This window comes from Pseudomonas sp. Ors-4-3C, from assembly GCF_055755035.1.
In genome coordinates this window covers 3,020,773-3,044,977 of the sequence record NZ_CM146900.1, presented here as the reverse complement: position 1 = coordinate 3,044,977, position 24,205 = coordinate 3,020,773, and the positions used below count along the sequence as shown (strand labels likewise).

Below are 24,205 nucleotides of genomic sequence, written 5' to 3'. Positions count from 1 at the left end.
CTTAAGAACCCTGTGGCGAGGGAGCTTGCTCCCGCTGGGGCGCGAAGCGGCCCTAAAGCCTGCAATCGCGATGTTTCAGATAGACCATAGTTGCAGGTTTTGCGACTGCTGCGCAGCCGAGCGGGAGCAAGCTCCCTCGCCACAGGAGCTCAGCAGGTTTGAGTTATTTGGCGGTACGCTTGGTTGCACTGGCGGTTTTGCTGCGCGCCGATTTGCGTTTCTTCTTCCACGGCGCCGCAGCCTTGCCGGCCGGTGGCGGGCCGCTGATGGTCAGGCTCAGTGCAGAACAGCGGCTGACCTGCTTGCTCATCCACGCCGCCTGTTTGGTGACGAACTCTTCCAGACTCATCTCGCCGCTCTGCACCATGTCCAGCGCCTGTTCCCAGATGGCGGTAGTGCCGGGGTCGGCAATCGCCCGGGGCACGGCGTCGATCAGGCTGAAGGCTGCAGGCGTCGCGGCCAGCGCCTTGCCGTTTTTCAGCAGATAACCGCGGTCCAGCAGGCCCTGAATGATCGAGGCGCGAGTGGCTTCGGTGCCGATGCCGGTGGTGTCCTTGAGTTTCTGTTTGAGCAGCGGATCTTCCACCAGCTTGGCGACGTTCTTCATCGCCTTGATCAGATCGCCCTCGGTGTAGGGTTTGGGCGGCTGAGTCCAGAGATCCTTGAGGTTCACGCCGGCCACGGCGCAATCGATACCCTGGCTCAGTGCCGGGAGGGTTTGCGGTGCTGGCGCTTCACGACCCTTGGCCGGGGCGAGGGCTTCGGGCAAGGCGCGTTTCCAGCCCGGTTCGATGATCTGCTTGCCGACGGCGCGCAATGCTTCACCGGCGCAATCGAAATCGGCCTGGGTGCGATCGTATTCGTGGTTGGGCAGAAATTGCGCCAGATAGCGCGCGCGAATCAGGGTGTAGACCGCCCGGTGCTTACCGCTCAAACGCTCGAGATTTTTCGCCGCCGCGGTGGGGATGATGCCGTGGTGGGCGCTGACCTTGGCGTCGTTCCACGCCCGTGAGCGGCGTTGCGGGTCGAGGTGACCGTTCAGCGCCTCGAGGCTTGAGTCGGCCTGACGCAGTGCAGCGAGTATCCCCGGCGCCTCGCTGTGCTGGCTCAGCGGCAGGAAGCCGCAATCGCTGCGCGGGTAGGTGATGACCTTGTAGGTTTCGTACAGCGCCTGGGCGATGTCGAGGGTTTCCTGGGCGCCGAGACCGAGTTTCTTCGAGCAGACTTCCTGCAGGGTGCCCAGATCGAAGGGCAGCGGTGCCACTTCACGCATGCGCTCGGTGCGCAATTTCACCACCCGTGCGCTGGCCGCATTGCTGATCGCATTCGCCGCTTGCTGCGCCAACGCCTGATTCAGGCAGCGATCCTGATCGTCGCAAACGTCGGAGGGCGCACGCCATTGTGCAGTGAACGGCGTGCCGTCGTGCAGCAGTTGCACATCGATCGCCCAATACGGCACCGGCACGAAATCGGCGATGCTGCGGTCGCGATCCACCACCAGCCGCAGTGTCGGCGTCTGCACCCGGCCGACGGGCAGCACACCCTGATAGCCGGACTGACGGCCCAATAACGTGAACAGGCGACTCATGTTCATACCTATCAGCCAGTCCGCGCGGGAGCGTCCCAGCGCCGAGTGATACAGGCTGAAGGTTTCCGCTCCCGGCTTCAGTGCGGCCAGGGCCTTGCGGATCGACGCTTCATCCAGCGCCGACAGCCACAGGCGACGGATCGGCCCGCGATAGCGGCAGTGCTCGACCAGTTCCCGGGCAATCATCTCACCCTCACGGTCGGCGTCGGTGGCGATGATCAGTTCGCTGGCCTCGCCCAACAGGCGCTTGACCGCCTTGTACTGGCTGGCGGTGCGCGGCTTTACGGTCATTTTCCACTTGTCGGGAATGATCGGCAGATCCGCCAGCACCCAGCGCTTGTAGCGCGCGTCGTAGGCATCCGGCGGGGCTGTTTCCAGCAGGTGGCCGATACACCAGGTCACCGTGACGTCCGTTCCCAGCCAACAACCGTCGCCCCGGCGCTTGGCGCCCAGCACGGCCGCAATGTCTTTGGCCTGGGAAGGTTTTTCACAGAGGTACAGCCGCATAACCACCGTCGTCAATCAGTTCACTGGAGGTGCACAGAATGGCCGGAGTTCGCGCCCGGGGCAACTTTTATCTGTATGGATATACAGATAAAAACATTGCCGGGAATGACCGGTATTACCGGGACGGCGCGGGCGACTATCGAGAAATCGAATGGCACCGCGCTTGCCGGGCATGGCAGGTTCGTCGGGCCTTCAAGAAACGCGAGTGACAGGACGATCTCGCCAGAAGATCGCCACGGTCCGAACGCACTGACCACTCTGAAACAAGGAAGTCCCACCATGGCTCAAGCCAAAGCGAAAACCAGCAGCGCCTATGACGAAGTGAATGCCTTCAGCCACTTGTACGACCGTGGCGTCGGCCTGGTGAACGGCAAACCGTCGTTTACCGCCGACCAGGCAGCTGACGAAATCCTGCGCAAAAACCTGTCGTGGCACGACAAGAACGGTGACGGCAAAATCTCTCTCACTTACACCTTCCTCACCGAAAAACCGGCGAACTACAACCCGAACCTCGGCAATTTCAGCCAGTTCAGCGCGCAGCAAAAGGCCCAAGCCATACTGGCGATGCAATCGTGGGCCGATGTGGCCAAGGTGACCTTCACTGAAGGCACGGGCGGCGACGGTCACATGACCTTCGGCAACTACGATGTCAGCACCGGCGGCGCGGCGTTCGCCTACCTGCCGAGCGGCGGCAGCTACGATGGCCAGTCGTGGTACCTGATCAACAACCAGTATCAGGTCAACAAGACCCCGGACACCAACAACTACGGGCGTCAGACCCTGACTCACGAAATCGGCCACACCCTCGGCCTGTCGCACCCGGGCGCCTACAACGCCGGCAACGGCAACCCGACCTACAACGACGCCAAGTACGCCGAAGACACCCGTGGCTACAGCCTGATGAGCTACTGGAGCGAAGCCAATACCGACCAGAACTTCAGCAAGGACGGCAGCGGCGCCTACGCCTCCGCGCCGTTGCTGGACGATATCGTGGCGGTGCAGAAACTCTACGGTGCCAACTACGCAACCCGCGCCGATGACACCACCTACGGTTTCGGCTCCAACGCCGGCCGCGATTTCTACAGCGCTACGTCGGCGGCGTCGAAAGTTGTGTTCTCAGTGTGGGACGGTGGCGGTAACGATACGCTGAACTTCTCCGGCTTCACCCAGAACCAGAAGATCAACCTCAATGAGGGTTCGTTCTCTGACGTTGGCGGGCTGGTCGGCAACGTATCGATTGCCTATGGCGTAACCGTGGAAAATGCAGTTGGCGGTTCGGGCAATGACCTGCTGATCGGCAACTCGGCCGTCAACGTTCTGCATGGCGGTGCCGGCAACGACATTCTCTACGGTGGCGGCGGCGGTGATACGTTGTGGGGCGGCGAGGGTGCAGACACCTTTGTGTTCGGTGCAGCCAGCGATTCGACCAACAACCAGCCGGACTGGATCATGGATTTCAAAAGCGGCGTGGACAAGATCGACATCTCGGGTATCGCCGGTTTCGCCACGGGCGCGGCCACGTTGAACTTCGTCAATGCTTTCACCGGCCATGCGGGCGATGCGATCCTGACTTACTACGCGCAGGGCGGTCAGACCACGCTGCTGGTTGATCTGACCGGGCAGGGGCAGATCGACTTTGCCGTTGGTGTGGTGGGGCAGGCGCTGGCGACTGATATCGTGGTTTGAGCTGATCCTGACTGACACCGATGCAGGGCAAGTGTTGTCCTGTGGCGAGGGAGCTGGCTCCCGCTCGGCGGCGAAGCCGTCGCAAAACCTGAAATCGCGTTATACCTGATGCAGCGCGATTTCCGGATTTGGGTCTGCTACGCAGCCCAGCGGGAGCAAGCTCCCTCGCCACAGTTCATTTGTCCCTGGAGAAACCCCCATGAGCACCACCGGCCTCAACCCCGTCATCACCCTCGAAGAACTCTCCGGTTGCCTGCTGGTGAAATTCCACGGCATCCAGGTCGCGGCGTCCTCTCATGTGCTGGTTCTCCATGAGGCCAACTACCCGGCGGTGTACTACGTGCCCCGCGAGGACATCGACGAGAAATACTTCGCCCGCACTGACCACACCAGTTATTGCCCGTACAAGGGCGATGCCAATTACTTCAGCCTGCAGGTGCCGGGGCATGAGGGGGCGAACGCGGTGTGGACGTACGAGAAACCGAAAATCTCGGTCGATGCGATCAAGAATTATGTGGCGTTTTATGCGGATCAGGTGAAGTTTGAAGTGATCAAGGCTGAAGCCTGACACGCAAGTCTGTGACCGAGTAAATCACCTGTGGCGAGGGAGCTTGTCGAATCGTCGCACCGTCCCGCTGGGTTGCGAAGCGACCCTAAACCCTGCAATTACAGTGCATCAGATACACCACGGTTACAGGTTTTGCGACTGCTTCGCAGTCGAGCGGGAGCAAGCTCCCTCGCCACAGGTAAGCTGAGTTGATCTGGAATCAGTTCTTGTCCAGATCGATATTCTTGGTCTCACGCAAACAGATCATCCCCACCACCAGGCTCACCCCGGTAATCAGCACCGGGTACCACAGCCCATAGAAAATATCCCCGGTGTACACCACCAGCGCGAATGACACGGTGGGCAGGAATCCACCAAACCAGCCATTGCCGATGTGATACGGCAGGGACATCGAGGTGTAGCGGATGCGGGTCGGGAACAGTTCCACCATCAGCGCCGCCAGCGGTCCGTAGCACATGGCCGAGATGATGATCAGCGCGACGATCAGGGCGACGATCATCGGCTTGTTGATCTGTTGCAGGTCGGCCTGTTGCGGGTAGCCGGCGAGGGTGACGGCGCCGCGCAGGGCGGATTCGTCGTAGCCGTCGATCTTCACGTCACCGACGCTCACTTGCACGCCGCTGCCGGCCGGGGCGGCGGCGCTGGAGTAGGGCAGGCCTTGCTTGACCAGGAAGGTCTTGACCTTGTCGCACGGGCTGTCGAATTTGGCCTTGCCCACCGGGTCGAACTGGAAGGTGCAGGTGGCCGGATCGGCCAGCACGGTGATCGGTGCCTGACGGCTGGCTTGATCGATTGCCGGGTTGGCATAGTGCGCCAGGGATTTGAAAATCGGGAAGTACAGCGCCGTCGCCAGCAGCAGGCCGAGCATCAGCACCGGTTTGCGCCCGACCTTGTCCGACAGCCAGCCGAAAATGATGAAGAACGGCGCACCGATCACCACGCTGATGATCAGCAGGGTGTTGGCTACCGCCGGGTCCATTTTCAGAAACTGGGTGAGGAAGAACAGCACGTAGAATTGCGCGGCGTAGAAGGTCACCGCTTGCCCGGCGTTGATGCTGAACAAGGCGATCAGCACCACTTTGAGGTTCTCCCATTTGCCGAAGGATTCACGGATCGGTGCTTTTGATGCCTTGCCTTCCTCTTTCATTTTCAGATACGCCGGCGACTCGTGCAGGCTCAGGCGGATCCAGGTGGAAATGCCCAGCAGCACGATCGACAGCAGGAACGGAATACGCCAGCCCCAGACTTCGAACTGATCGCCGGTAAAGTAACGGCACCCGAGCACCACCAGCAGCGACAGCAGCAGGCCGAGGGTTGCAGTGGACTGAATCCAGCTGGTGTGGAAGCCGCGTTTGCCGATTGGCGCGTGTTCCGCCACGTAAGTCGCGGCGCCGCCGTATTCACCGCCCAGCGCCAGGCCCTGAAGCATGCGCAGCACCACCAGAATGATCGGTGCGGCAATGCCGATGCTGGCGTAGGTCGGCAACAGGCCGACGCAGAACGTGGCGATACCCATCAGGATGATGGTGGCGAGGAAGGTGTATTTGCGCCCGATCATGTCCCCCAACCGACCGAACACCAGCGCCCCGAACGGCCGCACGATAAACCCGGCGGCGAAGGCCATCAGCGCGAAGATGAACGCCGTGGTGTCGTTGACTCCGGCGAAAAACTGCTTGCTGATCACCGCCGCGAGGGCGCCGTAGAGGAAAAAGTCATACCACTCGAACACCGTCCCCAGAGACGAGGCGAAGATGACTTTCTGCGTGGCATTGCTGGTGCTGGCGCCGCTCGCGGCGTCCAGCGGCTGAGCGTGTTCTGACATATCGAAATCCCTCACAGTGATTGTTTTTGTTGTTCCACTGGTGTTGCGTGTCCGGGTACTGCGTGATGCCTTGAGTCTGCTGTTGATTCCTGTGGGAGGGGGCTTGCTCCCGAAGGGGCTATGTCAGTCAAATCATGGGGGACTGACACTCCGCTTTCGCGAGCAAGCCCGCTCCCACACTGGGGCTGTGAACTGGTCCTGAAAGGATCAGCTGTGCCGCCTTCTCGGCAATCATCAGCGTAGGCGAACAGGTGTTGCCCGAGGTGATGCGCGGCATGATCGAGGCGTCGGCGACGCGCAGGCCGGGCACGCCATGCACGCGCAGTTGCGCATCGACCACCGCGTCAGCGTCATTGCCCATGCGACAGGTGCCGACCGGATGGAAAATCGTCGTGCCGATTCGCGCCGCCGCTTCGTGCAGTTGTTCCTCGCTTTGCAGGCTGTCGCCGGGCAAATACTCCACCGGTTTGAACGCTTGCAGGGCCGGGGCACTGACGATGCGGCGGGTCAGGCGGATCGCATCCGCGGCCACGCGCAAATCTTCGGGATGGCTCAGGTAATTGGGTTGAATCAGCGGTGCCTCCTGCGGATCCGCCGAGCGGATTTCAATGCGACCCCGGCTCTGCGGACGCAAATCACACACCGACGCGGTGAATGCAGGGAAGCTGTGCAGCGGCTCGCCAAAACGCTCCAGCGACAGCGGCTGCACGTGGTATTCAAGGTTGGCAGAAGTCTGCTCTGGCCCTGAGCGGGCAAACGCGCCCAACTGACTCGGCGCCATCGACAGCGGCCCGCTGCGGTCATACAGATAACGCAGGCCCATGCCCATCTTGCCCCACACGCTGCCGGCGATCTGATTCAGGGTGCGGGCGTTCTGCAGTTTATAGATCACGCGCAGTTGCAGGTGATCCTGCAGATTGCCGCCGACCCCCGGCAGCTCATTAATCACCCCTATGCCGAGGCGTTCCAGTAACGGACGCGGACCGATCCCGGAGCGTTGCAGAATGCTCGGCGAACCTACGGCGCCGGCGCACAACACAATCTCCTTGCGCGCCTTGAAGCTTTTCACCTGGCCTTCGTGACGGGCGCTGACCTTCGATGCGCGACCGTTTTCCAGCAGCACGCGATCCACTTCAACCCCGGTCAGCACCGTCAGATTGGCCCGCTCGCGAATCGGTTTGAGAAAGGCCTTGGCCGCGTTCCAGCGCACCCCGGCCTTCTGGTTGACCTGAAAGTAGCCGCAACCCTCGTTGTCGCCCTGATTGAAGTCGTCGATGCTGGCGATGCCGCTCTGCTCGGCGGCGCTGCGAAACGCGTCGAGAATCGGCCACGACAGGCGCTGTTGCTCGACGCGCCATTCACCCTTGGCACCGTGAAATTCAGCGGCGCCGGCAAAGTGGTTTTCGCTCTGTTTGAACAGCGGCAGTACGTCGTTCCAGGCCCAGCCCGGATTGCCCTCGGCGGCCCAACCGTCATAGTCGCCGGCCTGGCCGCGCATGTAGATCATGCCGTTGATGGAAGAGCAGCCACCGAGCACTTTGCCGCGTGGGTAGCTCAGGCTGCGACCTTGCAGGCCGGGTTGCGCCTCGGTCTTGAAGCACCAGTCGGTGCGCGGGTTGCCGATGCAGAACAGGTAACCCACGGGAATGTGAATCCACGCATAGTTGTCGCGTCCGCCGGCTTCGAGCAGCAACACCCGCTGCTGTTTATCCGCCGACAGTCGATTGGCCAGCAAGCACCCGGCAGGGCCGGCGCCGACCACGATGTAGTCGTATTCTTCAAGGGAAGTCTGCATTCCCTGACCTCGCTTTTTGTTTTTATTGTCGGACACTCTAGTTGTTAGCTTTCGTCAAAAGAATGTTAGTTTTTGCGCAGCCGCTGTGCGTTTTCAAACAGCCTGGATTGACGATAGCTGACAAGGACACCCCATGTTCGACTGGAACGACCTGCGGTTCTTTCTGGAGTTGCAACGCAGCGGCCGCCTGCTCACCGCTGCCAGGCGTCTGAACACCACTCACGCCACCGTGGCCCGTCATATCGAGGCCATCGAAAAGAGCCTCGGCACCGCGCTGTTCGTCCAGCACGCCCAAGGCTACGAAATGACCCCGGCAGGCGAGGCGCTGCTCAAGCACGCCGAAGCCATGGAAAACGTCGCGCTGCTGGCTCAGGAAGAAATCACCCAGTCCACCGCGCCGCTGGGCAAGATCCGCGTCGGCGTCACTGAGGGGCTGGGTATCAAGTTTCTCGCCAGCCGCATGATCGGCCTGTTCGAACGCTATCCGGGGCTGGAAGTGGAAATGGTCGCCGTGCCGCGCTTCGTCAGCATCCTCAACCGCGAGGCGGAAATCAGCATTCATCTGGAGCGCCCGGCCGCCGACATGCTGGTCACGCGCAAGCTCACCGACTATCGGTTGGCGCTCTACGCCAGCCAACGCTACCTCGACAACGCGCCGCCGTTGCGCAGCCGCGAAGACCTCGCGCGGCATGCATGGATCGGTTATGTCGATGATCTGTTGTTCAGTCAGGAACTGATGTTCCTCAACAGCTTCTGCCGCAGCCCGCGCGTGGTGTTCCATAGCACCAGCGTCATCGCCCAGCAGGAAGCGGCGCGCTCGGGATTGGGCATTGCCGTGCTGCCTTGCTACATGGCCGCGTCGGACCCGGATCTGGTGGCGTTGTTGCCGGATGACAGCATCGAGCGCAGTTACTGGATCAGCACCCGGCGCGAGCTGCACAAATCGGTGCGGCTGCGGGTGGTCTGGGATTATGTCGTCGGCCTTTGCGAAGCGGAGCAGGGCCTGCTGCGCGGATAGTCCCACCCCACAAAAATCCCCCAGTGGGAGCGGGCTTGCTCGCGAAAGCGGTATGTCTGTGGCATAGGTATCGACTGACACTACGCCTTCGCGAGCAAGCCCGCTCCCACAGGGGGCTGCGGTTGTTGCCGGATGAAAGCATCGAGCGCAGTTACTGGATCAGTACCCGGCGCGAGCTGCACAAATCGGTGAGGCTGCGGGTAGTCTGGGACTATGTGGTGGGGTTGTGCGAAGCGGAGCAGGGGCTGTTGCGCGGATAGTCCAGCCCACACAAATCCCCCAGTGGGAGCGGGCTTGCTCGCGAAAGCAGTATGTCTGTGACATAGGAATCGACTGACACTACGTCTTCGCGAGCAAGCCCGCTCCCACAGGGGGTTCTGCGATGTGGCTTGAATCCGGGGTTGAATAATATATGGATATCCGTATATTCGGTTTTCCATATGTTCGAGCCCGCCCCCATGCTCACCCCCACCGAACTGTTCAAAAGCCTGGCCGATGAAACCCGTGTCCGCGCCACCTTGCTGATTGCCGAGCAGGGTGAGCTGTGTGTCTGCGAGCTGATGTGCGCCCTCGACGACAGCCAGCCGAAAATCAGCCGCCACCTCGCGCAACTGCGCAGCAATGGGTTGTTGCTTGATCGCCGTCAGGGCCAGTGGGTCTATTACCGGCTCAACCCGGATCTGCCGGATTGGGTTCGGCAGATCCTCAAGGTCACGGCCACGGCCAACACCGATTGGCTCAAGGACAATGCCTGTCGCCTGCACAACATGGATGGTCGTCCTGCCCGCGAAACCGCGTGCTGCTGAACTTCAAATATTCCCGGAGCTATCCATGCGTGTCCTGTTCATGTGCACGGCCAACAGTTGCCGCAGCATCCTTTCCGAGGCCGTGTTCAATCATCTGGCACGCGAGGGTTTCGAGGCTGTGAGTGCCGGCAGTTTCCCCAAGGGCCAGGTGTTACCACGCAGCCTGGCGACTTTGCAACAGGCTGGTATCGCTATCGACGGTTTGTACAGCAAGGGCAACGACGCCTTCGAAGGCAACCCGCCGGACATCGTCATCACCGTCTGCGACAAGGCTGCGGGCGAAACCTGCCCGGTGTACTTCGGGCCGGCGATCAAATGCCATTGGGGGCTGGAAGATCCCTCCGATGTGATTGGTGATGAGGCGGCAGTGGATGCGGCGTTCCGTGCCACCGTGGCGATCATCGAGCGCCGCTGCGCAACCTTCCTCGGTCTTCCTTTCAAAACACTCAGCCGCGTTGAGCTTCAGCGCGAACTGGATCGCATCGGCTCCCTCTGAGCCGGAGGACATATGTCAGAGCATCTGCCCAATCTTGATCACACCTTGTTCGAAGGCCGGAACACGCCACCTTCGCACGAACATCAACCGCGCATCCTGCTGCTCTACGGCTCGACCCGCGAACGCTCCTTCAGCCGTCTGCTGGTGGAGGAGGCCGCACGCTTGCTGGAGCACTTCGGTGCCGAGACGCGCATCTTCAATCCGTCCGGTCTGCCGTTACCGGACGACGCCCCGGTCGACCATCCCAAGGTGCAGGAACTGCGCGAGCTGGTGTTGTGGTCGGAAGGTCAGGTCTGGTGTTCGCCGGAACGCCACGGCGCGATGTCTGCGGTGTTCAAGGCGCAGATCGACTGGATTCCGCTGGAGCTCGGCGCGGTACGTCCGACGCAGGGCAAAACTCTCGCGGTGATGCAGGTCTGCGGCGGTTCGCAGTCGTTCAACGTGGTCAATCAACTGCGCGTGCTGGGGCGCTGGATGCGCATGTTCACCACCCCCAATCAGTCTTCGGTGCCCAAGGCGTTCACGGAATTCGACGAGGCGGGGCGCATGAAACCTTCGCCGTTCTATGATCGCGTGGTCGATGTGATGGAAGAGCTGGTGAAGTTCACCGTGCTGCTGCGCGAGCGCCAGGATTTTCTGGTGGATCGCTATTCCGAGCGCAAGGAAAGTGCCGAGCAACTGATGGCGCGGGTCAATCAACGCTCGATCTGAAATGCACAAACCTTCTAGCCTCAACCCGCCAATTGTGGATTACTGGCCCCAGCCCACCACTGTACGCACGCCATGAGCAACTGGATCGACCTTGCCCGCGACCGGGAAACCGGCATCGAAACCCTGCACGCGCATTTCGCCGGGCACGCGCACGCCTACGATCCGCACTGGCATGAAACGTATTTGATCGGCTTCACCGAGCAGGGCGTGCAGCGCTTCAACAGCCGTCGGGCGCGGCATGACAGCACGCCGGGCAAGGTTTTCATGCTGGAACCCGGCGACATCCATGACGGTGATGCGCCCAGCCCGGACGGCTTCACCTATCGCATGCTCTACCTGCAACCGGCATGGCTGGAGCAGGCGCTGGACGGTTTGCATCTGGGCAGTTATGGCAGCGGCTTGCCGGGGATCGGCAGTGTGCTCAACGATGATCCCGAACTGGCCCGGGCCACCTTGTTTGCGTTCAATGCGCTGCATCAGCAGGACGTGCGCATGGTGCGCGATGTGGCGCTGGATGCGTTGCTCGAACGACTGGCGATTCATCTGTACCGGCGACCGCAACCGACCACTGCCAACCGCGCGCCACTGATCGCCCGGCAGGCACGCGATTACCTGGTGGCCTACCACGAACAGGACATCAGCCTGCAAACCCTGGCCGACGTCTGCGGCACCGACCGCTTTCGCCTGACCCGCGCGTTCAAGGCAGCCTATGGACTCGCGCCACACGCGTGGCTGATCCAGCTGCGTCTGAGCCGTGGCCGGCAGATGCTTGCCGCCGGCATGCAGCCAGTGGAAGTCGCCGGCCGCCTCGGCTTCGCCGATCAAAGCCATCTCGGCCGCTGGTTCGTGCGTGCCTACGGCATCACGCCGGGCGCCTATCAGCAACGCGCCATCGGCACGTTTGGACGCTGAACAAACGTTCAAGACCGTCACCTTGCTCAACCATCACAGTGGGCCCTGACTTTCTACAGGGCCGTGCCATGCTTGCGTTCATCCTCTTTGCCTTCGTTGCCTCGATCACCCCGGGGCCGACCAACCTCATCGTCCTCAGCACCAGCGCCCGACGCGGCTGGCGGCCGTGCCTGCCGATCATTCTCGGCGCGGGGGCGGGTGCCGCGTCGTTGGTTTGGGTGGCCGGCGCTGGCGCCAGTACGCTGATGCTGCCCGGTGTGCGCCCGGTGATCAGTGCGCTGGGGATGGGCTGGATGCTGTGGCTGGCGTGGCAGATTTTCAACGCCCCCGTTACCGCCATCGACCCGGAAGCGGGGGAAACCAAGACTGAACTGGGTTTGATCGGCGCAGCCTTCTTGCAGTGGGTAAACCCCAAATCGTGGTTCATGGCGATTGCCGTGATCAGCGTGTTTACCGCGCAGGGGCAGGGGTTGAATGCGCTGTGTCTGGCGTTCTTTCTGGTGTCGTTGCCGTGCCTCGGCGTCTGGGCGTTGTTGGGGCGTGGGGCGGCGCGCTGGCTGAGCAATCCGGCGCAGTTGCGCTGGCTGAACCGGATTCTGGCGGTGTTGCTGGTGGTGTCATCCGCCGCTGCGTTGCTGCACAACTGAGGCGATGGTTTGAGTGAGATAACAGAGGTTTTTTTCACAAAATTTGCAGGTGAAGTGACGATAATGAGCGGGCAATCTGCAGGGGGTCTTGAGGCTGCGAGGGCAGGGTGGTGCAATCGGTTCGCCCTGCCATTGCGATGAGACCCTCGCTCACGACAATCACGAGGCACGTTATGACTCGCGACACCGCCGTAACCCGTTATGGAAAACTCTCAATCACCCTGCACTGGCTAATGCTGGCGCTGTTCGTCGGCGTTTATGCCTGTGTCGAAATCAAGGGCTACATGCCCAAGGGCAGCGAAGCGCGCGGCCTGCTGATGGGCTTCCACGGCCTGTTCGGCACGAGCATCTTCGTCCTGGTCTGGGTGCGCCTGCTCGGCCGCTTGACCCCGCGCCCGCCGATCACTCCGAAGCCGCCAGCCTGGCAGACCGGCATCTCGCACCTGATGCACCTGGCGTTGTACGTGCTGATGATCGCCACGCCGATCCTCGCCTGGCTGATGCTCGCTGCCGCCGACAAACCGTTCCCGTACTTCGGCTTCCACGTTCCGGCACCGGTCGCCATCGACCCGGACTTCGCCAAACAGCTCAAGTACTGGCATGAAACGCTGGGCAGCGCCGGCTACTGGCTGATCGGCTTGCACGCGGCGGCGGGGCTGTTTCACCACTACTGGGTGCGGGATAACACGCTGGTGCGGATGTTGCCGGGGCGCACGGAATAACCCTGACCTCCTTCAACCCCCAATCCCTGTGGGAGCGAGCTTGCTCGCGAAGGCGTCGTGTCAGCCGGCATCATCACTGACTGACACACTGCCTTCGCGAGCAAGCTCGCTCCCACAGGTTTTTGTGGCGTCTGGCAGGACGGGAAAGTTGCCGCAATCGTACTTCGCGTCCACTCTATGACCTGCCGACAAGGAGCGTCGCCGACCCTCCGTCGTGATCCAAGGGAGCTTGCAGCATGAGCGAAGACAACAAGGTAAAAGGCCCGGCGTCGTACTTCCCCTCCATCGAAAAAAAGTACGGCCAGCCCATCGATCACTGGCTGAACCTGCTCGCCGGCATTACCGACAAGAAACACATGGAACTGGTGGCGTGGCTCAAGGATGAACACGGCATGGGCCACGGCCATGCCAACGCGCTGGTCGCGCACCATTTGGCCGCAGGCAAACAGTGAGGGCAGGGCAGCGATGAACTTCACCCACAGGCCAGTGACGGCCGACGACGTCAAAACCCTGTGCGGCTTTCCGCAGGGCGTTCAAGAGTTGTACTTCATGTTCCCGAAAGCGCAGTACCCGCTGACGGAAGAACAAATGCACACCGCGATCAGCCAGCGCTTCGACTCCACGGCATTTCTGGCCAACGGCGAATTCGTCGGCTTCGCCAACTTCTACCGCGCTGAGCACGAGGGCGTCTGCTGCATCGGCAACGTCATCGTCGCGCCTTACGCCCGTGGCCAGGGCGTCGCGCGCTACATCGTCGAAACCATGACTGCGGTCGGCTTTGAAAAGTATCAGGCCAGGGAAGTGCAGCTGTCCTGTTTCAACGAAAACACGGCGGGGTTGCTGCTCTACCCGAAACTCGGCTTCGTGCCGTTCTCCATCGAAGAGCGTGCTGCGCCGGGTGGCAGGCGTGTGGCGCTGATCAACATGACGCGCGGTCGAGGCCAGAGTTCGAACTTGTAGCCGCGGCACCATACGGTCGATTCAGAAGCTTCCAGTCGCCAGAGGTGTGGGACTAAAATCCATGGTTACTTGATTGTTGGGGGCTGTTTGCCAGGTCGCGTCGCTGGGATTGCTGTCACTGCGGACGATACATTTCCACTCCACGACATCACCGGGTTTTGCGTTACTGAATTTTATCTTTCCGGACCAAGAGGGGGAGGGGGACGGCGTGAGTCGAACCGCTCTGGCCGGGTCCCAATTCCCTAACTCCGGCCGATCACCCACCGCATAGACGCTATAGCCTTGTGTCGTGACGCCGTTATCACAGCGGAAATTCGCCTCAAGCGAAATATACGTCCAGGTGGCACCGGCATAGCCAATAATTGGCTGCAAGGCCAGCAGCAGAGCACTCAGTGGCAACAAGTATCGAATGCGGCCCATGATCAGTTCCTCAGTTTTCCTACAGTCGGGCCAGCTTAGCCCTGCGAAAACTGTAAGAGACCTGTAAGAACTGACAGTCCGTCAGACTCCTTTGCGATACCGTCACTGGCGCCTTATTCCCACAGGCACCCGAGCCGTGCGCGGAACCTGTGGGAGCTAGCCTGCTAGCGATGGCGCCCGCCCAACCGCCACATAACCTGCTGAATCACCAAGGTCTCGACCATGCCAAACACCACAACACGCCTGACCTACCGACGCCCACAACAAGCAGACCTGCCCACCGTTTTCGCGATTTTCGGCGACCCGCAAACCAACCTGTTCAACCCCGCCGGCCCCATGACCGACGTCGCCCAGGCCGGAGCACTGCTGGATCGCTGGCTGCAACACTGGGAAACCCACGGCTACGGATGGTGGGCAATCAGCAGCGCACAAGCCCCTGGGCAGATCCTCGGATTCGCCGGCATCGCCGCCCATGACTACCTGGGCAAACAGGTCATCAACCTCGGCTATCGCTTCGCCGTCGAAGCGTGGGGCCACGGCTATGCGACAGAGGCCGCACAAAATGCGCTGACCCACGCCTTCAATCATCTCGGCTTGCCCGAGGTATTCGGTCTGGTCAGGCCTGACCACACCGCCTCAATCCGCGTCCTGGAAAAGATAGGCATGTGCCGCTTCGGCGAACTGGACGATGTCCCCGGCAAAGCCCCCAGCCTGGTATTCCGAATCCAGCGAGATGCCCGCTGATTCGACCCACCTCCCTCTGTAGGAGTGAGCCTGCTCGCGATGACGCCAGTCCAGCCCCCACCAATCTCAATCCAGCCAAAAAACCCTGTGGGAGCGGGCTTGCCCGCGAAGACGTCTGCCCAATCACCCCATCAACCACTGACCGAAATAAACAGAAAAATCACCCACGTTTAAACGAAGCCTCACGTAACCACCCAAGCCCTACAACGCCTTGCGCCATCGCCTACGAGTACGCCAGAATCCGCCGGCTTGTGCGTCTAGGGCGCGGGTTCTATCGTCTGTCGGTCACTGAAAAACAGTGATCGGGTTTGGTAGCCCTGAGTTCTCGTAGATTGCATAAGCATCATGATCTGCAGTGTCTGTCCGACACGGCTTTATGGTGGTCATGCACAGGGCGTCTTCGGGCGCGCCGGTTTTCTACGTCCCGGTCTACCAACCTGCGCATGGCCGCCACCCTCGTTTGGTAGCGAGAGTGATGGCTCCCTTTTTTGACGTAGGAGCTTCACCATGATCAAACCAACACCCAACCCGCCAGAAACCGACCTCGCATCGCCCTACGAATCCCTCGATTCCAAAAAACTCCACGAAGCCGCCGAACGCGCCCTCGACCATTACCTGTCCCCGGCCACCCAAATCATGGCCAGCCCGCACAAACCCGAACCCATGTACCTCGCCAACCCGAAGTGCGACACCGAATCCCTGCTCGCCAACGCCAGCGAAACCCTCGGTTCCGCCAGCGAAATGCTCAACAACTTCGCCGCCATGCTCGACACCTCCCACCGCAAGACCGCACTCTGCATCGCCCAAGTCGTCATGCTCGGCGAACTCGCCGTAAACCAGGCCCTCGACAACGTCGAAATCGCCCACTAGCCATGCTCGTGCGACGAGCCCGAACCCTCGTCGCACCACACGGTCTCAACCGCGCTGGCACAGGGCCACGCCTTGCGCCCCCAAGCCTCGGCTGGCACCCTTCGGCCCGTTCTTCAAGGATCAGAACAAGGAATCAAGGATTGAGTGGCTACGTTCCCAACCCCCCGAAAAACTTCCGCTACGAAGAAGCCAAACCCGTCGATATTCATGCCCAGCGTTGGGCGGAGTATGAGAAGCATGGGAAAGAGCCTGCGCGCGAGCCTGAGAAAATCGGCATTGCGTTGAGGATTGGGGTTTTCTTTGATGGTACTGGTAACAATGCGAATAACACGGCAGCAGGGTTGCTGTGTGGTGCGCAGCATCCGATTGCGCCGCAGGATATTCCTGCGAGTTGCATGCCTTACATGAGTGATCCGGATAGCAGTTATGGGGCCGGCCTCACGAATGTTAAAAAACTGCATGATCTGTATAAAAAGACTGAAAAAGCGGAGGGCTCAGGGGCCTTCAAATGCATTTCACGTCCCATCTATGTTGACGGAATAGGCACCGTCAGCAATAAAAAAGACAGCACGGTGGGCGCTGGCACGGGGCGAGGTGATACCGGTGTTGCAGCGCGTGTGCAGGCGTCTTTCGCGCAAATCAAACAAACCATTGATGAGGCCCTGCAAGATAGTCCCGGCAGTGAAATAGTGTCGCTGACTTTTGATACGTTTGGCTTCAGCCGTGGCGCCGCAGCTGCCCGGCACTTTTCCAATGAAATCGTGCGAGGCAAGCAGGGTCCACTAGGGAATTTGCTGAACATCTACGCCCGAGATTTCAGCCGAAATTTTGATAGCCAATACGGAAACGGTATCAAGATGGGATTTATAGGCCTGTTCGACACAGTGCCATCCATTGCCGGCTTCACCAATCTTGGTCAAGTGACAAGTCCTATTGCTCCCGGTGTGAAGCTTTACCTGGACCGCAGGTTCTTCAAAGATGTTGTCCATCTCGTTGCTCGCGATGAGTGCCGAGTGAATTTCGCGCTCAGCCGTGTTAAGCCCGACCATCCGGAGTACACCCTTCCCGGCGTTCATTCGGATATCGGTGGAAGCTACCTCGATGAAGTCGAGGAATGCGTGCTGGTCAGCCCCATGCAAGCCCTTGATGTCTCTGTCCAAACTGACGTCGCGACTACGTCGATCTACCGGGATGCTGCACGCCTGAAAAGTCAGTGGGTTGCCAAAGGGTGGCCTGAGCATCTTCTGGAAGTTGTGACACCCACCGCGCTCGTGCTCCCGAGGGACAACCAAGATCGACTGGCTCCTAGAGAAAAACGCGTGTACGCCGCGCTGCAGCTCAAAAGGCCAGTCAGCGGTAAGCTTTCACTGGTTTACTTGAGAGTCATGTATCAACTGGCAAAGGAAAAGGGTGTCCAGTTCATCGACATGCCAGAAAACGATGAGTACGCGGTTCCGCAAGAACTACAAGCCTTGTGTGATCGTTTTGTTGCCGGTGATTACAAAACCACTGATGAGGAAGAAACACTGCTTAAGCTCAAATACATCCACACCTCTGCAAACTGGAATCACCCCCTCGGAAGAAATGACGGCAGTGGCATTGAGGCCGTTTACATCAACGCTCCGGCGGCAGACGCAATTCGCGTACAACACCCACACGTACCTGATTGGAAGCTTTGGTAATGAGAGCATTGATTGTTCTGCTGGGCATTTTTCTGTTGGCAGGTTGCCAGACGGGCGCAGCCGAAAGTGGCGAAAGTGACCCTAAATCTCCTTGGTGGCAGTTAGGGTTTGTAGAGCCGGACTACATGAAGGTTTGGGTAGAAGACAGCTCAGTCCTGGACATCAAAAATAGAACGTTTTTCAAGGCGGGCGGAAGCACCGCTGCCGGAGGTGAACCAGAAGATGGCACAGAGTCAGCCCGTGGTTGGGGCACGGTCAGTGGTTCTGGTATTCCGGTAACCGGTGCCGATCTTCCCAAACTCATCTTTGTTCGTTGGCAGTCCATATCAGAGCAGAAAACCTACAAAGGTTTTATTGAAATTCCAGAATCAGCGAGGCAATTGATGGTGGATTCAACGCACCAGCGCTGCCCGGAAACTCCTGAAAGGACCGCTCGGTACATGGCTTCGCTTTACGTGGGGCTCGCCCCGGGTGGGGTACTTCAAGCATGGGTCAGAGACTCATGTCACCGACCGATCCAAGTCGCTCATGCCCAAGGCGAACTTGAACCGCTAGGCCCGGAGCAGGGGAAGCACGGCGGGCGCTATGCCTATCCAGTCAGTGAAAAGTCCAAGCGATATATCGAGAAATTCGGCATTCCTTACGGGAGTTGGTAAACGGTAAACCAATGAAGCTAAGCATTGTGGCGGTATGCGTGTTGTTACTAAGCGGCTGCCAGTCTGCCTCTCCGCTTTCCGTAAAAAACGACCCGAAAGCCGATTCGTGGGAGCTTGCGTTCACCGAACCCTATTACATGAAGGTCTGGGTTGAGGACAGTGCCGTCGAAGACATAAACGGCAAGCTATTCACGCGCACGGGAGAAGGCACAGCCGCTGGTGGTGAACCAGAGAATGGCAAAGAGTCCGCGCGCGGTTGGCATGCGGTAGGCGCGGCTGCGAAACCAGTGATTGGCGCTGGCTTGCCCAAACGCATTTACGTGCGCTGGCAATCCATCGTCGAGCCGCAGACCTATAAGGTTTGGGTGGATGTGCCTGAAGAGGCGAGGCAGCTGATGGCGCAATCGGTCAGTCAGCGGTGCCCGGAAACACCCGAGGAACAGGCCAGCTACAGCGCATCTATTTATCTGGGATTGGCTCCAGGGGGCGTTGTACAAGTTTTTGTTCGAGACGAGTGCCATCGCCCAGTGAAAGTCGCTAGAACAAAGGCAGAGGTTGAACCGCTAGGGCCTAATCAAGGTAAGAACCAAGGGCGCTATGCGTATCCCGTCAGCGAAAAGTCCAGGCGGTATATCGATAAATTCGGCATACCGTACGGGAGTTGGTAATCCTTAAACCAATGAAACAACTCATTACGATACTTTGCGTTTTGTTGATCTCAGGGTGCCAAGAAACTGATCCACTCTCAGCCAAAAATGACCCGAAGTCCGAATGGTGGGAGCTGGCATTTACTGAGCCGGACTACATGAAGGTCTGGGTTGAAAACAGTTCTGTTCAAGACATTAACGGCAGGATTTTCTACAAAACCGGCGGCGGCACCGCTGCAGGGGGAGAGCCTGAAGATGGAACAGAGTCAGCCCGGGGATGGACTGGCGGGGTTGGCGGCAGCGGGAGGAGGGTGATAGGAGCAGACCTGCCAGTTCGAATCTGGGTCCGTTGGCAATCAATTGTCGAACAGAAAACCTGGCAAGCATGGGTAGATATTCCGGAAGAGGCCAGGCAGTTGATGGTGACGTCCGTCAATCAGCGCTGCCCGCGAACTCCCGATCGGCAAGCAAGATTCATGGCATCGGTTTATCTCGGCCTGGCTCCCGGCGGTATCGTGCAGGTTTGGGTAAGAGACTCATGTCATCACCCAGTCAAGGTCGCGCGAGCACAGGCGGAAATTGAGCCACTGGGGCCGAGCCAAGGTAAGAACGAAGGACGGTACGCCTATCCTGTGAGTGAAAAGGCTAAGCGGTATATCGACAAGTACGGCATTCCATATGGAAGTTGGTAGTCGTGACAAATACTTGAATGGATCATTTGTAATGAAAGCAACGATTGCACTGCTGGGCGCTTTATTGTTGTCCGGCTGCCAAAGCAGTGGCCCAGAAACAGGCGAAAATGACCCTAAATACCCATGGTGGGAATTAGTGTTCGTTCAGCCGAATTACATGAAGGTCTGGGTAGAGGACAGCTCCGTCCAGGACATCAATAACAGAGTCTTCTTTAGAGCTGGCAAGAGCACGGCAGCCAGTGGAGAGCCCGATATCAGCACGGAATCTGCCCGTGGTTGGGGGACTGTGTCGGGGAGCGGGATGCCTGTGACAGGCGCCGATCTTCCAAAACTGATCTTTGTCCGCTGGCAATCCATAACAGAGCAAAAAACCTACAAAGGCTTCATCGAAATTCCGGAAGAGGGCAGGCAACTGATGGTGAAGTCAACACACCAGCGTTGCCCGGAAACACCGGAGAAAACTGCTCGCTTTATGGCGTCACTTTACGTGGGGCTCGCTCCCGGCGGCGTACTCAAAACATGGGTTAGAGATTCATGCCGAAATCCGGTTGAGATTTCTCGCGGTCAAGGGGAGATAGAGCCTCTGGGGCCGGAACAGGGGAAGCATGGTGGTCGTTACGCCTATCCGGTAAGTGAGAAGGCTAAACGCTACGTCGAAAAGTACGGCATTCCGTATGGAAGTTGGTAGGCGACACTTCTCTTGCCTGTCTTTCAGGGCGTTTGTCTTGAGTGAGTCACCTTTTTGACAGCTATCGCGTCAATGCTGAGCTCAACGAAGGTTCGCTTTCGGCCAATAGCTGTCTGTCGTAATCGACCGAAATCGACCCAGAGCGGACGTTGTCACTGCACCCGGCGTCTAGTAGAAAGGTCATCTCCAGTTCCACGTACTGAAACGAATTTATGACTACTGACTATGGTCAACGTGTTTGTAATCGATGCGGCGATTCAATTACTGGTTACTGTCCATCAATTGAAACGCTAGCGATCATCGGGGCTTTCCACGAGAAGGGTGATCAGGCGGTAGTAAATGAGATAGTCCTCCGAGAAAATATTGATCCTAATGTTGTCTGGGAATATTTCCGCCATCGGATGAGGCCTCTTTGCGAGCAAAAAATTGCCCGATGCTCATTCTGCGGAGGGCAGTTGAGGACTTGGCGTGCGCGTCAATGCATGCACTGTTTTAGGGAGTGGCACTGACGCAGGCGATTATCGAGCTGAATTTTCAGATTCTGAACTGCATTCTTCCTACTTCTGACTGACCGCTATGTGGCCGGAAACCGCCGTACCTGGCCTACCGTTTTCGGCCAAAAGCTGTACTTGCACAGCCTAGTGGCAAAACAGCAATTTTTGCGATAAGGCCGACGGAAAATGGCCGCCAGCGGGCCATTCAATGAGGATTCCACGTATGCCCACTTCGCTAACCTTTAGGTACCACAATGAAGTCGTATCGCAAGTTGATTTCAGCAATAGAGGCGTTTGATCGCTGGGAGCAGCCATGGGAGTTTTATGAGTCGGTATCATCTGCACCATCACTCGACACAAATGACCTCGAACAACTGCGGCGTGCCTGGGGTACTGCAATAGAGAGAGAATGGCTTGCGAGCAAGGACTTTGCCGACGGCTGCTCGCTTGCAGACGCTCGTCTTGCGTCGGGATTCCCATGGCTATCGAACAAAGCACGACAGCAGCTTGTCAACGGCGCTTCCTATCAATGGCTGTAACGCTTAACAGCTCGCCGAAGGCTGGATCAGCATTGGTACATCTTGTTCAACAGCCCATTATCTGAATGATAGTCAGGGTCGGTTCCAGCCCTTCGCTACAAGGCAACAACTGGCAGAGATCGGCCAAAAGCGGATATCGGCAAGCTACCGCTGTCGGCCAAAAGCAGTCATCGCGACGCTGCCGTACGATACACGCCTACCGGTAGATCATTAGGGCTTACCCATGCAATTTCATGGTTTCGAATTCGGGCATATTGAGGTTGAGATTCAAAACCGTGCGTATGACCTTCATAACTTCTACCAAGCCAGCACCATTAATTACGACATCGTGGATAGGTCGGCTGTACTTATCTTTACTCGACGGAATGAAGCCTGGGTGCCGCCCGCAGAAGCACGCAAGATTACTATCAGCTTTCTTGAGGTCGATTACTTTTCATCAAGTGGTCGGGATGATTACCCAATCGACGGCGACGATAGTGTTATTCATTTGATCGGAGCCGTGGAGTCCAGCGCAGAGACACAGGCCTTTTACCTGACAGATAACATCCAACCAGATCATCACCTTGTCATATGCTTCGAGTCTGGTCTTACATTACGAATACAGGCCGCTGAAGCACGGTGCAAAATCGATTTTTAAACGGCACAAACTCTGGTGTTCGACGTCAGCTTTGGGTCGAAAAAGGCTGTCTGCAACCGTCCGCATCGGCCGGCAGGGATATCCGTGGGGGCGGCTTTCGGCCATAAGCGGACGTTCGTAAGCGGCCGCTCACGGCCAAAAACTGCCGGTGATGATTGGTAAAATAAACTGCTGGGGCGGAGGTCTTTTTTGCGGGGATAACTATCAGTTAACTCTAGTCGAAACTGAACCATTTATACCCTGCCCAATAAAGAACGATTCAATATTAAAGACAAATTCTCGTTTGATTTTATATTTAACCCCGCCAACATCCTGATAAGTAATCGTACACGATAGCATTGGAAAAACAGTCAACATTTCAGTTTTATTAATTCGCAAAGCACTGTGCACGTAGAGTTCCCAGAGAGTGCTGTAAGCATGCGGAACAGCGATTATTAATGGCTGCCTATCTATAGAAGCGGGCAGTGCAAAATCTAAGATTCTGACTGTTTGCTTGCTCCAAAAATAGACCGTAGCCGGAGCGTGCTCGCCTTCTGAGTAAATACAATTATTCTCAATTCTGTGCTTATTAACTTCTGCACCAAGACTCGCTAGCAAATTTATTTTGTTGACTGCAGAAGCTATAGCGAACGACCAGCAAATTTCTATGTTCTTCGCTGAGCCGAGGCCAATATTATACATTTCCACTGAAATATTTTTTTTGTGGGTCTCCATGTTTAATTTCGCCAGCCGAACTAAATATTTTTTCCACGAAAATTATCTCAGGTCTGTACGAAGACTTTCTGTTTTCGGAGACCTGCATCACCGTGAAAAGGGTTGCAGTTGCAGAAACCGCTGCCGCAACGCTGGAGCACACTGCAGTAAGTTGATCTGTACTCAAGCCGAACATCATTATATTTCCTCTAAATACTTTTCCGCGCGAAAAGAATATTTACTAAAGGCTTGTTTTAAATCATCGCTTTATCAAGCCAAACCATCAAATACGACTCTCGTAGTAGGTATCCATTAAATCTTCATGAGCTGTAATGACGTCATTCAGCTTGAGAACCACTTGCTCTAGAGCTGCTGCTTCCGGCTCGCGCTCCGAGCGGCAGCATATTCTATGAGCAGCATGGCAGAAAAACAGGACCGCATTAGTCGTTAAATAGTACGCCAAAGATAATTTTTCAGCTTTCTGAGCTTTTTGCAATGCTTGCTTTACGTCTAAGTCATTGGGAGATATGTCAATCAATAAGCTGTTGAAAATATCTTCGGAAAATCCATGTATGGAATCGGATGTTGGCGCAAACAGGATGTGATAAAAAGCTTCTAATCCCACGGATCTAAATCGACTGCGAGCATCAGGCCAATGAGGGAAAACTTCGCTGTAATTCAAATTTTTGAATATTCCAGATATATTTTGCATGTGAGAAGAAAAAAATTTAGCTCGCTCGAGATATTTAGCATCTCCTAATGTTTCTGCGTAGTTTAACCAATGAGCTGCCCGCCTACTAGTAGAGGTTAGATACGACTTAATCAGCGACCTCGGCTTCAAAGAGTCCTTATCCTTTGTTACATACATTAGATTTATTGAATTTTCAATTGATACTCGAGCTAAAGATTCAACGGCAGAGTAGCAATTGATCTCTAGGCTTTTCAGCATTCCGTGATTTATGTCGTCGATATTCCCCGCCATCACATAGCACGCTACTTTGGAAATAAATTTATATTCTCCCGTAGCCTTAAGATCAATCGAAGTTAGAATTCTGTAGGCATCTCGTTGACACTCTCTCAAAATTACCAGTTGATCTTTATGTGTTTCGTGTTGTTGTGCGTAATCATTAATGCGCTGCATATCAATCAAAATGTGAAGCTCCTTCCATGGCAATATTCATTCAATTTCACTATGCCCGCCTAAA

Annotated in this window: 27 protein-coding genes; 21 read left to right on the top strand and 6 right to left on the bottom strand. The window is 57.6% G+C overall.

From position 1 onward, the window contains the following. Positions 1–163: 163 nt before the first annotated feature. Positions 164–2,095, bottom strand: coding sequence for a DNA topoisomerase III (locus ACVHNU_RS13530; protein WP_473019978.1), 1,932 nt, complete (start codon positions 2,093–2,095; stop codon positions 164–166). 38 nt (positions 2,096–2,133) lie between these two features. Here ACVHNU_RS13530 and ACVHNU_RS13525 point away from each other — a divergent pair, with 38 nt between their 5' ends. The 3 genes from ACVHNU_RS13525 (at position 2,134) to ACVHNU_RS13515 (ending at position 4,349) form a co-directional block, all read left to right on the top strand. After that, on the top strand, positions 2,134–2,304 hold the full coding sequence (locus tag ACVHNU_RS13525; protein WP_226500169.1) for a hypothetical protein: 171 nt from the start codon (positions 2,134–2,136) through the stop codon (positions 2,302–2,304). Positions 2,305–2,374: 70 nt separating this feature from the next. Then, positions 2,375–3,781 (top strand): serralysin family metalloprotease, encoded by a 1,407-nt coding sequence (locus ACVHNU_RS13520; RefSeq protein ID WP_473019977.1) that lies wholly within the window; start codon positions 2,375–2,377, stop codon positions 3,779–3,781. 199 nt (positions 3,782–3,980) lie between these two features. Beyond that, complete coding sequence (locus ACVHNU_RS13515; RefSeq protein WP_473019976.1) at positions 3,981–4,349, top strand: DUF427 domain-containing protein; 369 nt, start codon at positions 3,981–3,983, stop codon at positions 4,347–4,349. 199 nt (positions 4,350–4,548) lie between these two features. Here ACVHNU_RS13515 and ACVHNU_RS13510 read toward each other — a convergent pair whose 3' ends face one another. After that, entirely contained in the window at positions 4,549–6,171 is a 1,623-nt protein-coding gene (locus ACVHNU_RS13510; RefSeq protein WP_003226027.1) for an MFS transporter, read from the bottom strand. A 127-nt stretch (positions 6,172–6,298) separates the two neighbouring features. Beyond that, complete coding sequence (locus ACVHNU_RS13505) at positions 6,299–7,966, bottom strand: GMC family oxidoreductase (protein ID WP_473019975.1); 1,668 nt, start codon at positions 7,964–7,966, stop codon at positions 6,299–6,301. 133 nt (positions 7,967–8,099) lie between these two features. Here ACVHNU_RS13505 and ACVHNU_RS13500 point away from each other — a divergent pair, with 133 nt between their 5' ends. From ACVHNU_RS13500 to ACVHNU_RS13460, 9 genes are all read left to right on the top strand, one after another. Further along, positions 8,100–8,984, top strand: coding sequence for a LysR family transcriptional regulator (locus ACVHNU_RS13500; RefSeq protein WP_473019974.1), 885 nt, complete (start codon positions 8,100–8,102; stop codon positions 8,982–8,984). A 458-nt stretch (positions 8,985–9,442) separates the two neighbouring features. Further along, a complete protein-coding gene (locus ACVHNU_RS13495; RefSeq protein WP_103484235.1) occupies positions 9,443–9,790 on the top strand; it encodes a metalloregulator ArsR/SmtB family transcription factor in 348 nt (115 codons plus the stop codon). A 25-nt stretch (positions 9,791–9,815) separates the two neighbouring features. Continuing rightward, on the top strand, positions 9,816–10,286 hold the full coding sequence (locus ACVHNU_RS13490) for an arsenate reductase ArsC (protein WP_400505594.1): 471 nt from the start codon (positions 9,816–9,818) through the stop codon (positions 10,284–10,286). Between the two features lie 12 nt (positions 10,287–10,298). Then, positions 10,299–10,997, top strand: coding sequence for an arsenical resistance protein ArsH (gene arsH / locus ACVHNU_RS13485; protein WP_473019973.1), 699 nt, complete (start codon positions 10,299–10,301; stop codon positions 10,995–10,997). Positions 10,998–11,069: 72 nt separating this feature from the next. Beyond that, a complete protein-coding gene (locus ACVHNU_RS13480; RefSeq protein WP_473019972.1) occupies positions 11,070–11,909 on the top strand; it encodes a helix-turn-helix domain-containing protein in 840 nt (279 codons plus the stop codon). Between the two features lie 68 nt (positions 11,910–11,977). After that, entirely contained in the window at positions 11,978–12,556 is a 579-nt protein-coding gene (locus ACVHNU_RS13475) for a LysE family translocator (RefSeq protein WP_473019971.1), read from the top strand. A 173-nt stretch (positions 12,557–12,729) separates the two neighbouring features. Further along, entirely contained in the window at positions 12,730–13,278 is a 549-nt protein-coding gene (locus ACVHNU_RS13470) for a cytochrome b (protein ID WP_473019970.1), read from the top strand. Positions 13,279–13,514: 236 nt separating this feature from the next. Beyond that, on the top strand, positions 13,515–13,730 hold the full coding sequence (locus ACVHNU_RS13465) for a DUF4287 domain-containing protein (protein WP_367084156.1): 216 nt from the start codon (positions 13,515–13,517) through the stop codon (positions 13,728–13,730). Positions 13,731–13,743: 13 nt separating this feature from the next. Beyond that, positions 13,744–14,238, top strand: a complete 495-nt coding sequence (locus ACVHNU_RS13460; protein WP_473019969.1) for a GNAT family N-acetyltransferase — start codon at positions 13,744–13,746, stop codon at positions 14,236–14,238. Between the two features lie 21 nt (positions 14,239–14,259). On the opposite strand, the gene ACVHNU_RS13455 is transcribed toward ACVHNU_RS13460, so the two are convergent. After that, the gene (locus ACVHNU_RS13455; RefSeq protein ID WP_473019968.1) at positions 14,260–14,658 is read right to left on the bottom strand and encodes a carbohydrate-binding module family 20 domain-containing protein; all 399 of its coding nucleotides are present in this window, start codon (positions 14,656–14,658) and stop codon (positions 14,260–14,262) included. A gap of 222 nt (positions 14,659–14,880) precedes the next feature. Between ACVHNU_RS13455 and ACVHNU_RS13450 the strand changes: the two genes are divergently transcribed. From ACVHNU_RS13450 to ACVHNU_RS13410, 9 genes are all read left to right on the top strand, one after another. Further along, on the top strand, positions 14,881–15,402 hold the full coding sequence (locus ACVHNU_RS13450) for a GNAT family N-acetyltransferase (RefSeq protein ID WP_473019967.1): 522 nt from the start codon (positions 14,881–14,883) through the stop codon (positions 15,400–15,402). 507 nt (positions 15,403–15,909) lie between these two features. Beyond that, positions 15,910–16,272, top strand: a complete 363-nt coding sequence (locus ACVHNU_RS13445; RefSeq protein ID WP_473019966.1) for a DUF6124 family protein — start codon at positions 15,910–15,912, stop codon at positions 16,270–16,272. Between the two features lie 140 nt (positions 16,273–16,412). Then, the gene (locus tag ACVHNU_RS13440) at positions 16,413–17,954 is read left to right on the top strand and encodes a phospholipase effector Tle1 domain-containing protein (RefSeq protein ID WP_473019965.1); all 1,542 of its coding nucleotides are present in this window, start codon (positions 16,413–16,415) and stop codon (positions 17,952–17,954) included. Beyond that, positions 17,954–18,610, top strand: a complete 657-nt coding sequence (locus ACVHNU_RS13435; RefSeq protein WP_473019964.1) for a DUF2931 family protein — start codon at positions 17,954–17,956, stop codon at positions 18,608–18,610. The genes ACVHNU_RS13440 and ACVHNU_RS13435 overlap by 1 nt, the downstream gene beginning before the upstream one ends. 11 nt (positions 18,611–18,621) lie before the next feature. Beyond that, entirely contained in the window at positions 18,622–19,278 is a 657-nt protein-coding gene (locus tag ACVHNU_RS13430) for a DUF2931 family protein (protein ID WP_473019963.1), read from the top strand. 11 nt (positions 19,279–19,289) lie between these two features. Then, positions 19,290–19,949 carry a DUF2931 family protein gene (locus ACVHNU_RS13425; protein WP_473019962.1) on the top strand — a complete coding sequence of 220 codons (660 nt, stop codon included), beginning with the start codon at positions 19,290–19,292 and terminating at the stop codon, positions 19,947–19,949. A 31-nt stretch (positions 19,950–19,980) separates the two neighbouring features. Beyond that, positions 19,981–20,637 carry a DUF2931 family protein gene (locus tag ACVHNU_RS13420; protein WP_103484209.1) on the top strand — a complete coding sequence of 219 codons (657 nt, stop codon included), beginning with the start codon at positions 19,981–19,983 and terminating at the stop codon, positions 20,635–20,637. Between the two features lie 748 nt (positions 20,638–21,385). Next, entirely contained in the window at positions 21,386–21,670 is a 285-nt protein-coding gene (locus ACVHNU_RS13415; RefSeq protein WP_473019961.1) for a hypothetical protein, read from the top strand. A gap of 223 nt (positions 21,671–21,893) precedes the next feature. Beyond that, on the top strand, positions 21,894–22,307 hold the full coding sequence (locus tag ACVHNU_RS13410) for a hypothetical protein (protein WP_473019960.1): 414 nt from the start codon (positions 21,894–21,896) through the stop codon (positions 22,305–22,307). Between the two features lie 204 nt (positions 22,308–22,511). On the opposite strand, the gene ACVHNU_RS13405 is transcribed toward ACVHNU_RS13410, so the two are convergent. Both ACVHNU_RS13405 and ACVHNU_RS13400 read right to left on the bottom strand, forming a co-directional pair. Beyond that, the gene (locus ACVHNU_RS13405) at positions 22,512–23,021 is read right to left on the bottom strand and encodes a hypothetical protein (protein ID WP_473019959.1); all 510 of its coding nucleotides are present in this window, start codon (positions 23,019–23,021) and stop codon (positions 22,512–22,514) included. Positions 23,022–23,283: 262 nt separating this feature from the next. Further along, positions 23,284–24,141 carry a DUF5677 domain-containing protein gene (locus ACVHNU_RS13400; RefSeq protein ID WP_473020071.1) on the bottom strand — a complete coding sequence of 286 codons (858 nt, stop codon included), beginning with the start codon at positions 24,139–24,141 and terminating at the stop codon, positions 23,284–23,286. Between the last annotated feature and the right edge of the window lie 64 nt (positions 24,142–24,205).